This is a genomic window from Stenotrophomonas sp. STEN033, from assembly GCF_056856655.1.
On sequence record NZ_JBXFWM010000097.1, the window covers coordinates 1 to 11,553 of the forward strand.

The window sequence follows — 11,553 nt, forward strand, 5'->3', positions numbered from 1 at the left end:
CTTGTGTTTTTTTTTTGTGGGCCTGCGCGCCGCGGCCCTCCGGGTACTACTGTCGGTCAGGGGGGTCGCCCACCCCCCGGGGTCGGGGCGCCCCCCGCTCCTACACGCAACATACCCTGCCTCGCTCCAGTGAACAGCAGTGTGCGCGCCCCTTTATTTGCGCACTGTCTACCCCTGTCCATGTACAGCGCGGGTGGTTGCAGCTGAGACCACCATTGCGGCAAACAGCGCGAGCCAAGACGGCACAAGGCCTGCGCAAGCTCGCATGGCAGATGGCGAGCTGCTCCCTACCTTGGCGTATGGATTTGCTTTGCCCGCTCCGGTCGAAAACGCGACAATGCGAGGGTTTCCTCACCCGGCAGCCGGGCAGGGACTGCGCGCCGGCCCACTGGATGGCCATGCGCCCGCCCCATCGCCGCTGCCATTCCACGCACCGCATCCGTCAGCAAGAGAGTTTTTGCCCCCATGTCGAATACGCCGAAGATCATCTACACGCTCACCGACGAAGCTCCGTTCCTGGCCACGCAGTCGCTGCTGCCGATCGTCGATGCCTTTACCGCGACCGCCGGCATTGCCGTCGAAACCCGCGACATCTCGCTGTCCGGCCGCATCCTGTCGCAGTTCCCGGATTTCCTGAAGGACGACCAGAAGATCAGCGATGACCTGGCCGAACTGGGCGAACTGGCGACCAAGCCGGAAGCCAACATCATCAAGCTGCCGAACGTGTCGGCCTCGGTGCCGCAGCTCAAGGCCGCGATCAAGGAACTGCAGGACCAGGGCTTCATCCTGCCGAACTACCCGGACGCGCCCACCGACGACGTCTCGCGCGACATCAAGGCGCGCTACGACAAGATCAAGGGCAGCGCGGTGAACCCGGTGCTGCGCGAAGGCAATTCCGACCGCCGCGCACCGCTGTCGGTGAAGAACTACGCGCGCAAGCATCCGCACCGCATGGGCGCCTGGACCGCCGACTCCAAGTCGCATGTCGCGCACATGGACGGCGGTGACTTCTACGGCAGCGAAAAGTCGGCCACCATCGACAACGCCGGCAGCCTGAAGATCGCGCTGGTACAGAACGACGGCAACACCGTCGTGCTGAAGGAGAAGACCGCGGTCAAGGCCGGCGAGATCGTCGATGCCGCGGTGATGAACCGCAAGGCGCTGGCCGCCTTCGTCGATGCACAGATTGCCGATGCCAAGGCGCAGGGCGTGCTGTTCTCGCTGCACCTGAAGGCGACCATGATGAAGGTCTCCGACCCGATCATGTTCGGCGTCGTGGTCGAGGAGTTCTACAAGGACGTGCTGGCCAAGCACGCTGACACGCTCAAGCAGGTGGGCTTTGATGCCAACAACGGCATCGGCGACCTGTACGCGCGTCTGCCGCAGCTGCCGGAAGCCGAGCAGGAAGCGATCAAGGCCGACATCGCCGCCGAGTACGCCAAGCGCCCGGCCGTGGCCATGGTCAACTCGGACAAGGGCATCACCAACCTGCACGTGCCGTCGGACGTGATCGTCGACGCCTCGATGCCGGCGATGATCCGTGACTCCGGCAAGATGTGGAACGCCGAAGGCAAGCTGCAGGACACCAAGGCGATCATTCCCGACCGCTGCTACGCCGGTGTGTACCAGGCCGTCATCGACGACTGCAAGGCGCACGGCGCGTTCAACCCGGCCACCATGGGTTCGGTGCCGAACGTCGGCCTGATGGCGCAGAAGGCCGAAGAATACGGCTCGCACGACAAGACTTTCCAGATCGCCGCCGATGGCGTGGTCAAGGTCACCGACGAGGCCGGCAATGTCGTGTTCGAACACGCTGTCGAAGCCGGTGACATCTGGCGCATGTGCCAGACCAAGGACGCGCCGATCCAGGACTGGGTGAAGCTGGCCGTCAGCCGTGCGCGCCTGAGCAATACCCCGGCGCTGTTCTGGCTGGACAGCAAGCGCGCCCACGACGCGCAGGTGATCGCCAAGGTCGAGAAGTACCTCAAGGACCACGACACCAACGGCCTGGACATCCGCATCCTGTCGCCGGAAGAAGCCACCGCAGTGTCGCTGGAGCGCATCCGCAAGGGCCAGGACACCATCTCGGTGACCGGCAACGTGCTGCGTGACTACCTCACCGACCTGTTCCCGATCCTGGAGCTGGGCACCAGCGCCAAGATGCTGTCGATCGTGCCGCTGATGGCCGGTGGCGGCCTGTTCGAGACCGGTGCCGGCGGCTCGGCGCCGAAGCATGTGCAGCAGTTCGTCGAAGAGGATTACCTGCGCTGGGATTCGCTGGGCGAGTTCCTGGCCCTGGCCGCCTCGCTGGAGCACCTGGGCCAGCGTTACGACAACAAGGGCGCCAGCGTGCTGGCCAATGCCCTGGACGCGGCCAACGGCAAGTTCCTGGACAACGACAAGTCGCCGTCGCGCAAGCTCGGTGGCATCGACAACCGTGGCAGCCACTTCTACCTGGCCATGTACTGGGCACAGGCGCTGGCCGAGCAGAACGACGATGCCGCGCTGAAGGCCAAGTTCGCGCCGCTGGCCGAGACCCTGACCAGCAACGAGCAGAAGATCGTCGACGAGCTGGCGGCGGTGCAGGGCAAGGCCGTGGACATCGGTGGCTATTACCGCCCGGACCTGGCCAAGGCCGGCCCGGCGATGCGCCCGAGCGCCACCCTCAATGCGGCCATTGCCAGCCTCAAGGCCTGATCCACGTAAGAGTGACGGCAGCATGTTGTAGCTGCTGTTACACATCGAAAGCCTGCATCCCGCGCGGATGCAGGCTTTCTTGTTTTCGGTGTGATGACGGCGTGTAGATACGACCAAGGTCGAGTAGTGGAAGCTGCACTGAAAAATCGAAGTGTGGGTCCAATCACCCTTTCACATGCAGCTTCTGGAATAGCCTGATTCGACACGCAGGGAATCGCATGACGCGGGCGCGTCGAAAGGGGAAGAGGGCATGACCAGGGTGCTGGTAGTGGGCTCGGACACCCGTGAGGAGCAGACGCTTCTCGGGCGATTGAGGGAGATTGCGGGTTTGCCGCCAGAGGGCCTGCAACGTTGTGTGGACCTGGACCAGTGCGACCTGCTGCTGGTGCGCGATACCCCGGCATTGCGCAGTGCTGCCCAGCACATGGCCAGCAAGCGGCCGGCGATGCGGCTGTGGCTGCACGATGACGAGGGTGCGGTCCACGACGGCCGCAGCAACACGGCACTGCATCTGGACCAGGCGCAGATCCAACGGGCGCTGGCACCACCACCTGCAGCAACCACCACCGATGGTTTGTACCTGGCCAGCGGTGCCAAGCAGGTGACTCGCCTGCTACGGCGGCGGTTGCAGGAAAAGCAGGGCCGTGCGGTGCTGTCATTGCAGGGCCAACCACAGCTGCTGATTGATTTCGAACACGACCAGATGGTGCCGCTTTACGTGCATCCCGCACAGGGGCCGAGCCTGGCCCAGCAACTGGGTGATGTATTCGAGTTGCTGGCCTTGCAGGAGCTGTCGCTGGCGCGTTTCCAGGCGTTGGCGGAGAACCTGTCGCGGCAACCGCTGCGGCCGCTGCTCTGGCAGATGGCACAGCATGGTGACAATTGGACAGATTTCGATCGACGACTGCAGCAGCACGCGCGGGTAAGCCTGCTGCGCTGGCCGGACTTCCGCGTGCTTGCGCATCAGCACGATGGCTTCCGGCTATGCTCGCTGCTGCTTAAAAAGCCCTGCACCCTGGCCGAATGCACCGAGTTGCTGGAGTTGGACAGCGACGCGGCCCGCGCCTTCATGCGCTCGGCCTACCTGTGCGGCTATGCCACCGTGCAGGTACCGGAGCCGGCCGCTGCGCCGCCGCCGGTGCCGGTCAAGGTCGGGGCCAGCGCCTTGCTGGCGCGGATGTGGCGCAGCGTTCGTCAACGCACAGGGACCCATGCATGATCGAACACAAGGTAGTGATTCTGGGCGCCATGGGGGCGGGCAAGTCGACCTTGGTGCGCGCTGTAGCCGGCGGCACGGTCATTGATACCGATGTACTCAACACCGATGCCAGCTCTTCCAAGCTGGCAACGACGGTGGCGATGGACTATGCCGATGTGAATCTTCCCAATGGGGACCGCCTGCGCCTGTACGGCACCCCGGGGCAGGAGCGCTTTTCCTTCATCTGGCCGGTCCTGCTGCAGGGCGCCCGTGGCGTGGTGATACTTGCAGACGCCTCCAGCCCCGACGTGGCGCAGGAGATGGAGCGCTACCTGCTGGCCTTGCGTGAGCACGCCGCGACGGTTCCGGCGGTGATTGGGGTTTCCAAGTTTGACCTGATGCCGGACGTGGATCTTGACGCCTGCCTGCTGCAGGCACAGAAGACCGCCGGCCGGCCGCTGCCACTGGTGCCATTCGATGCGCGTTCGGAGGATGCGGTGATGCTGCTGATGGATGTGCTGATGGGCGAAGTCGAGGCTGCTGCGTTGGTGGATGCTCATGGCTGAGGCAAAGGCGATAGCACTGCTGGAGGACTGGGAAGTTGCCGCGATAGACCAACGGTTGCAGGAGTTCACCGGTTCGGTGGATGGCGTGCGTGCCGCGGTGGTCGCCAGTGTCGATGGCTTTGTCCTGGCACAGGCGGCTACGGAGACTTCCAGTGGCGAGCGCCTGGCCGCCATGACAAGTGCGATGCTGGCGCTGGCATCGGCGGTGGGGCGGGAGCTCGCACTGGGGACAATGGACGTACTGCTGCTGGAGGCCAGCGAAGGCAAGGTGTTGATGCAGTCCATCCCACTGCCTCGCGGCTCCTTGCTGCTGATGGCTGCCTGCGGCCAGCGCAGCGTGATCGGCCACGTGCTGTGGAGCGCACGCGAGTGTGGGCGCAAGATCCAGGCGGAGTTGTCCGGGGAGTAAGGGGGCGGTAGCTGTGGCTGCATTGGAACCAAAGCCAAAGCTCCCCTCATCCCAACCCTTCTCCCGCCGGCGGGAGAAGGGCTAAATCTAAATCTAAATCTAAGTCCAAAGCCAAAGCAAAAGCCAAAGCAAAAGCCAAAGCCAAAGCCAAAGCCAAAGCCAAAGCACCCCTCCCCAACCCTCCCCTGCGCTATGCGCAAGGGAGGGGGCAGAGCTTGCGCTCGCGAGCAACGTGCAAATGGCAGTGATCCACCCCCTCCATTGCGCATAGCGCAGGGGAGGGTTGGGGAGGGGTGCTTCTGGTGCGAAACCCGCAACCCACGAACAGCTCCGCCCCCAATCCTGTCCCGAACAGCGGCCAGTGGCGTATGGTCAGTGCAACTCCCCGGTGTTCTCCCGCATGCGATTGCCTCGTACCTGCATTGACCCAGCACCTCAGCAAGCTCAGGTCATGCCGTCATGACCGAGTCGGCTACAGACAGCGCGTTGGCCGACAGCATCGCCCGCTGCATCGCGCAGGGCTTCGAGGATTACCACCATGGCTTCGCCCAGGTCAGCAGACGCGCCCGCGAGCGCTTCCAGCGTCGTGATTGGGCAGCCGCCAAAGCCGATGCAATAGAGCGCATCGAGCTGTACGACCTCAGCGTCGCCCAATGCCGTACCCAGTTGGATCAGCTGCTGGAAGGCAGTGGCGAGGCGCGGCTGCTGTGGCGGCAGGTCAAGCAGGAATTTGCCAGGTTGATCGAAGGCCGCATCGACGGCGAGCTCTACAAAACCTTTTACAACACGCTCACCCGGCGCCTGTTCGCCACCCATGGCGTGGATGACAGCATCGAATTCATGGCGCTGGACATCGAGCCCTCCGATGCCATCACCCATCCGGTCGCGCGGCATGTCTATGCAGTGTCCGAGGCGCGCCCGGCCGAAGCGTTCTCACGCTTGTTGGCGGACTATGCGTTCGACCTGCCGTACACGCACCAGCTGCGTTGTGCGGCGGCCATCGCGGTGCGGCTGCAGGATGATCTCTCGCATTGGGGGCCGTATCCGGTGCGTGCTATCGAGTTGTTGCAGACCGTGTTCTATCGCGAGCGCCGCGCCTATCTCGTAGGGCGCGTGTTTGGCGAGCACCGCTTCTCGCCATGCGTGATCGCGCTGGTCAACGATGGCAGCGGCATCCGCGCGGAGGCGGTGCTGAGCCGCCGCCGCGATGTGGCGCATCTGTTCGGCGTCTCACGCAGCTACTTCCAGGTCGATCTGCCCACCGTGGCCGATGCGGTGGTGTTCCTGCGCAGCATCCTGCCGGGCAAGCCGGTGGATGAGATCTACACCGTGCTGGGCCGGGCCAAACAGGGCAAGACCGAGCGCTATCGCACCTTCTTCAGCCACTTCCAGCAGCACGATAATGAGCAGTTGGTGCACGCTGATGGCACACCGGGCATGGTGATGACGGTATTCACCTTGCCCAGCTACCCGCTGGTGTTCAAGTTGATCCGCGATCGCTTCGCCTGGCCGAAAGCCATGAGCCGGCAAGATGTGGAAGACAAGTACGCGCTGGTGTTCAATCTTGATCGTATTGGACGCTTGCTGGACGCGCAGCCGTATCGCTATCTGCGCTTCCCGCGGCAGCGCTTCGCACCGGCCTTGCTGCAGGAGCTGGTGGAAGGGTGCAGCCAGAGCGTGCGCATCGATGGTGACGAAGTGGAAATCGCGCTGTGCTACGTGCAGCGTCGCTTCCGGCCGCTGAATCTCTACCTGCGTGAGCAGGGCGCCGATGCGGCGCGCGCGGCTGCATTGGATTACGCACAGGCCATCCGTGACATGGCGTGCAACAACATCTTCCCCGGCGACATGTTGCTGAAGAACTTCGGAGTGTCGCGGCACGGTCGCGCGGTGTTCTACGACTATGACGAACTGTGCCTGGTGACCGAATGCAACTTCCGCCAGTGGCCACAGCCGCGCAGCGAGGAAGAGGCTATGGCGGCCGAGCCCTGGTTCCACGTTGCGCCCAATGACGTGTTCCCTGAGCGCTTCGGGCTGTTCATGGGCTTGCCGCGGGCGTCGCTGGATGTGGTGCAGGAGAAATTTGGTGAGCTGTTCGATCCGGGCTGGTGGCAGGCTTTACAGGCTGGATTCCGGCAAGGACTGTACCCGGATACACCGCCGTACCCGCGTGCGCTGCGGCTGGCGTGATAGCGGTCAAGCGCAATCGTAGTGCCGAGCCATGCTCGGCAGGGGCTTTACCGGTAATGCTCCTGCCGAGCATGGCTCGGCACTACAGGTGGTGCATAAGCCTCGAAGCCGACATTGTCGGCTCAATCGCCACCCAACAAAAACCCCGCTTGCGCGGGGTTTTTGCCTGCAGCCAATTCCAACCGGAATCAGCGCTTCATCGAACCGAAGAACTCGTCGTTGGACTTGGTGTTCTTCATCTTGTCCAACAGGAACTCCATCGCCGCGATTTCGTCCATCGGGTGCAGCAGCTTGCGCAGGATCCAGATCTTCTGCAGCAGCTCCGGTTCGATCAACAGGTCTTCGCGGCGGGTGCCGGAGCGGTTGATGTCGATGGCCGGGTACACGCGCTTCTCGGTGATGCGACGGTTCAAGTGCACTTCGCTGTTGCCGGTGCCCTTGAATTCTTCGTAGATCACTTCGTCCATCTTCGAGCCGGTTTCAACCAGCGCGGTGGCGATGATGGTCAGCGAGCCGCCTTCCTCGACGTTGCGTGCCGCACCGAAGAAACGCTTCGGGCGGTGCAGGGCGTTGGCGTCCACACCGCCGGTCAGCACCTTGCCGGAGCTGGGCACGACGTTGTTGTAGGCGCGGGCCAGGCGGGTGATCGAGTCGAGCAGGATCACCACGTCCTTCTTGTGCTCGACCAGGCGCTTGGCGCGCTCGATCACCATTTCGGCAACCTGCACGTGGCGCGCGGCCGGCTCGTCGAAGGTCGAGGAGACCACTTCGCCGCGCACGGTGCGCTGCATTTCGGTCACTTCTTCCGGGCGCTCATCCACCAGCAGCACGATCATGTGCACTTCCGGGTGGTTGGTGGTGATGGCCGTGGCGATCTGCTGCATCATCATCGTCTTGCCGGCCTTCGGCGGCGAGACGATCAGGGCGCGCTGGCCCTTGCCCTGCGGTGCCATCAGGTCGAGGATGCGACCGGTGATGTCTTCCGAGGAGCCGTTGCCGCGCTCAAGCGTGAAGCGCTTGCGCGGGAACAGCGGGGTCAGGTTTTCGAACAGGACCTTGTTCTTCGAGGCTTCGATCGGCTCACCGTTGATGGTGTCCACGATCGACAGCGCGAAGTAGCGCTCGCCGTCCTTCGGGAAGCGGATGCGGCCCGACAGATGGTCGCCGGTACGCAGGTTGAAGCGACGGATCTGGCTGGGCGAGATATAGGTATCGTCCGGACCGGCCAGGTAGCTGGCTTCGGCAGCGCGCAGGAAGCCGAAGCCGTCCGGCAGGATTTCCAGCACACCGTCGGCGGCAACGCCGTCGCCGTGGCGGGTCAGCACCTTGAGCAGGGCGAAGATCACGTCCTGCTTGCGGGCACGGGCGACGCCTTCGGAGATCTGCAGTTGCTCGGCGATCTCCAGCAGCTTCTGCGCCGGCATCTTCTTCAGGTCGCTGAGCGAATAGACCGGGAAACCTTCCGGCACGCTCGGCATCTGGCGTGGGACGAAATTGTCGTTGCCGCCTTCGTTGCCCATGCCGTTGTCGTCACGCTGACGGTTGCGGTCACGGTCGCGACGGTTGCGGAAACGGTCGCGGCGGTTGCCCTGACCCTGGCCCTGGCCCTGCTGATTCTGCTGGCCATAGCGCTGCTGGTTGTTGTTGCCTTCGCCGTTGTCCTGGCCACCCTGCGAGGTGTTGTTGTCGCCGGCGCTGGCTGCCGGGGCCTGGCCTTCATTGCTGGACGCTGCCGCGGCGGGCGCGGGCGGCGGAGCAACGGGGGCGGGCGCCGGGGCGGCGGCTACCGGTGCCGGAGCGGCCGGAGCGGCAGGCAACGGAAGAGCCGGCTGGGCGGGGGCGGAAGCACCGCTGTCGGCGCTTTCAACGGCTTTGGCAACACGCGGCTTGCGCACGCGCTTCTCGACAGGAGCGTCGGTGCTCCCGGTTTCGGAAGGAGTGTTCTCGGACAAGTGCTTGATTCCTCTCGCTTGGATGTGCGAGCGCCCTGCGGGGCTGCGAACTGGTTGGGATGGTCCGGACGAGAACCCGTCCAGAGGGTGCGGCACGCGAATGCTGCCGGATGTAGCGACACTAACACCGCCAAGCGCGGCGGTGCAAGCGCCTGCAAAACCCTGTTGGGCCGCGGTCAGGCTGGCCCGGTGGCCGGCGGCGCGGGGCCGCCGGACCGTGCTGGATCAGACCAGCGCCTTGTCGATCATCTGGCTCAGCTGGCCCTTGCCAACCGCACCGATCTGGGTGGCCTGGATCTGGCCATCCTTGAACAGCAGCAGCATCGGGATCGAGCGCACGTGGTACTTGATCGCGGTAGCGCGGTTCTCGTCCACATTGACCTTGGCGATCTTCAGCTTGCCGTCATAGGCGTCAGCCAGTTCGTCCAGGACCGGGGAAATCATCTTGCACGGGCCGCACCATTCAGCCCAGAAATCCACCAGGACCGGTTCGCTCGATTGCAGGACGGCGCTGTCGAAGTCGGCGTCGCCGACGTGTAAAACCTTATCGCTCACTTGGAGTCTCCTGGTGCAATGCGACTGCCCATGCCGGGTTGGCGGTCGCATTGCGGTAAACTGGGGCATTGCGCGGACAGTGGGCAGGGCCCAGGTGTCGCGCGACCCGGCGCAGGGGCCGCAGTGTGCGACGGTGCCCGAATCGATGCAAGCTGCCCGGCCACACTGACCGGCTGGCACTACAAAGACGAAATCAATGAGCGACAAACCGCTAACCGACGTGACATTTTCCTCCTTCGACCTGCAGCCGACCTTGCTGGCAGGCCTTGAAGGCGCGGGTTTCACCCGCTGCACCCCCATTCAGGCGCTGACCCTGCCGGTGGCTCTGCCGGGCGGCGACGTCGCCGGCCAGGCCCAGACCGGTACCGGCAAGACGCTGGCCTTCCTGGTCGCCGTCGCCAACCGCCTGCTGACCCGTCCGGCGCTGGCTGACCGCAAGCCGGAAGATCCGCGCGCGCTGATCCTGGCGCCGACCCGCGAGCTGGCCATCCAGATCCACAAGGACGCGATGAAGTTCGCCGCCGACACCGGCCTGCGCTTCGCGCTGGTCTATGGCGGCGTGGACTACGACAAGCAGCGTGAGCTGCTGCAGCAGGGCGTGGACGTGATCATCGCCACCCCCGGCCGCCTGATCGACTACGTCAAGCAGCACAAGGTGGTGTCGCTGCATGCCTGCGAAATCTGCGTGCTGGACGAAGCCGACCGCATGTTCGACCTGGGCTTCATCAAGGACATCCGTTTCCTGCTGCGGCGCATGCCCGAGCGCACCACGCGCCAGACCCTGCTGTTCAGTGCCACGCTCAGCCACCGTGTGCTGGAGCTGGCCTATGAGCACATGAACGAGCCGCAGAAGCTGGTGGTGGAGACCGAAAGCATCACCGCCGACCGCGTCCGCCAGCGCATCTACTTCCCGGCCGACGAAGAAAAGCTGCCGTTGCTGATCGGTCTGCTGTCGCGCAGCGAAGGCGCGCGCACCATGGTGTTCGTCAACACCAAGGTGTTCGTCGAGCGCGTTGCACGCGCGCTGGAAAAGGCCGGTTACCGCGTTGGCGTGCTGTCCGGCGACGTGCCGCAGAAGAAGCGTGAGAGCCTGCTCAACCGCTTCCAGAAGGGCCAGCTGGAAATCCTGGTGGCCACCGATGTGGCCGCACGCGGCCTGCACATCGACGGCATCAAGTACGTCTACAACTACGACCTGCCGTTCGACGCCGAAGACTACGTGCACCGCATCGGCCGTACCGCGCGCCTGGGCGAAGAAGGTGACGCGATCAGCTTCGCCTGCGAACGCTATGCGATGAGCCTGCCGGACATCGAGGCCTACATCGAGCAGAAGATTCCGGTCGAGTCGGTTACCGCCGAACTGATGACCGCGCTGCCGCGTCCCGAGCGTGCGCCGCTGCCGGAAGGCGAAGAAGGCGAGAGCGTGGGTGCCATCTTCCGCGAAGCCCGCGAGCAGAAGGCCGCTGATGAAGCCCGTCGTGGCGGTGGTCGCAGCGGTGGCAAGCCCGGTGAACGCCGTGGCGAACGCAGCGCCGACGGCAAGCCGCGTGGCCCGCGCAAGCCGCGCGTCGAAGGCGCCCCGGCCAAGGCCGATGGCACGCCCAAGCCGCCGCGTCCGGCCGCCGAAGGTGCACCGAATGCCGCCAACAGCCTGGCAGTGGAAGGCGAGCGCGCACCGCGCAAGCGTCGCCGCCGTCGCCACGGTCGCCCGGTTGAGGGTGCCGAAGGTGCAGCAGCACCGGCAGTAGCCAACAACAACGGCCCGGTGCAGGTACAGGCCAAGCCGATGCGTGCCGGTAACGACAGCGATTCGTTCCTGACCCGCCTGGGCCGCAAGATACGCCGGATGCTGTCGGGCAGCTGATAGCCGCGAGCCTGTAGTGCCGTGCCATGCTCGGCAGGGCTCTACCAGCAAGGTCAAAACGGTAGTGCCGAGCCATGCTCGGCAGGGGCATTCCCGATACAGCCCCTTGCCGAGCATGGCTC

8 protein-coding genes are annotated in these 11,553 nt (G+C 64.5%); 6 read left to right on the forward strand and 2 right to left on the reverse strand.

Annotated features, from left to right (window positions below; translation table 11 throughout):
- Window positions 1-465: 465 nt before the first annotated feature.
- From AC1VXC_RS20155 to aceK, 5 genes are all read left to right on the forward strand, one after another.
- A complete protein-coding gene (locus AC1VXC_RS20155) occupies window positions 466-2,697 on the forward strand; it encodes an NADP-dependent isocitrate dehydrogenase (protein ID WP_313401376.1) in 2,232 nt (743 codons plus the stop codon).
- Window positions 2,698-2,947: 250 nt separating this feature from the next.
- Window positions 2,948-3,916 carry a hypothetical protein gene (locus AC1VXC_RS20160; RefSeq protein ID WP_313174436.1) on the forward strand — a complete coding sequence of 323 codons (969 nt, stop codon included), beginning with the start codon at window positions 2,948-2,950 and terminating at the stop codon, window positions 3,914-3,916.
- Window positions 3,913-4,461, forward strand: a complete 549-nt coding sequence (locus AC1VXC_RS20165) for a GTP-binding protein (protein ID WP_313174438.1) — start codon at window positions 3,913-3,915, stop codon at window positions 4,459-4,461. The genes AC1VXC_RS20160 and AC1VXC_RS20165 overlap by 4 nt, the downstream gene beginning before the upstream one ends.
- Window positions 4,454-4,870: a roadblock/LC7 domain-containing protein gene (locus AC1VXC_RS20170; protein WP_313495060.1), complete on the forward strand. Its 417-nt coding sequence runs from the start codon at window positions 4,454-4,456 to the stop codon at window positions 4,868-4,870. The genes AC1VXC_RS20165 and AC1VXC_RS20170 overlap by 8 nt, the downstream gene beginning before the upstream one ends.
- A gap of 459 nt (window positions 4,871-5,329) precedes the next feature.
- Entirely contained in the window at window positions 5,330-7,060 is a 1,731-nt protein-coding gene (gene aceK / locus AC1VXC_RS20175) for a bifunctional isocitrate dehydrogenase kinase/phosphatase (RefSeq protein ID WP_481539758.1), read from the forward strand.
- A gap of 188 nt (window positions 7,061-7,248) precedes the next feature.
- Here the strand turns inward: aceK and rho are convergent, their stop codons facing one another.
- Window positions 7,249-9,012: a transcription termination factor Rho gene (gene rho, locus AC1VXC_RS20180; RefSeq protein WP_481539966.1), complete on the reverse strand. Its 1,764-nt coding sequence runs from the start codon at window positions 9,010-9,012 to the stop codon at window positions 7,249-7,251.
- A gap of 225 nt (window positions 9,013-9,237) precedes the next feature.
- Window positions 9,238-9,567, reverse strand: coding sequence for a thioredoxin TrxA (trxA, locus tag AC1VXC_RS20185; RefSeq protein WP_057628040.1), 330 nt, complete (start codon window positions 9,565-9,567; stop codon window positions 9,238-9,240).
- Between the two features lie 196 nt (window positions 9,568-9,763).
- Between trxA and rhlB the strand changes: the two genes are divergently transcribed.
- Complete coding sequence (gene rhlB / locus AC1VXC_RS20190; protein WP_481539967.1) at window positions 9,764-11,431, forward strand: ATP-dependent RNA helicase RhlB; 1,668 nt, start codon at window positions 9,764-9,766, stop codon at window positions 11,429-11,431.
- The last annotated feature ends 122 nt before the right edge of the window (window positions 11,432-11,553 follow it).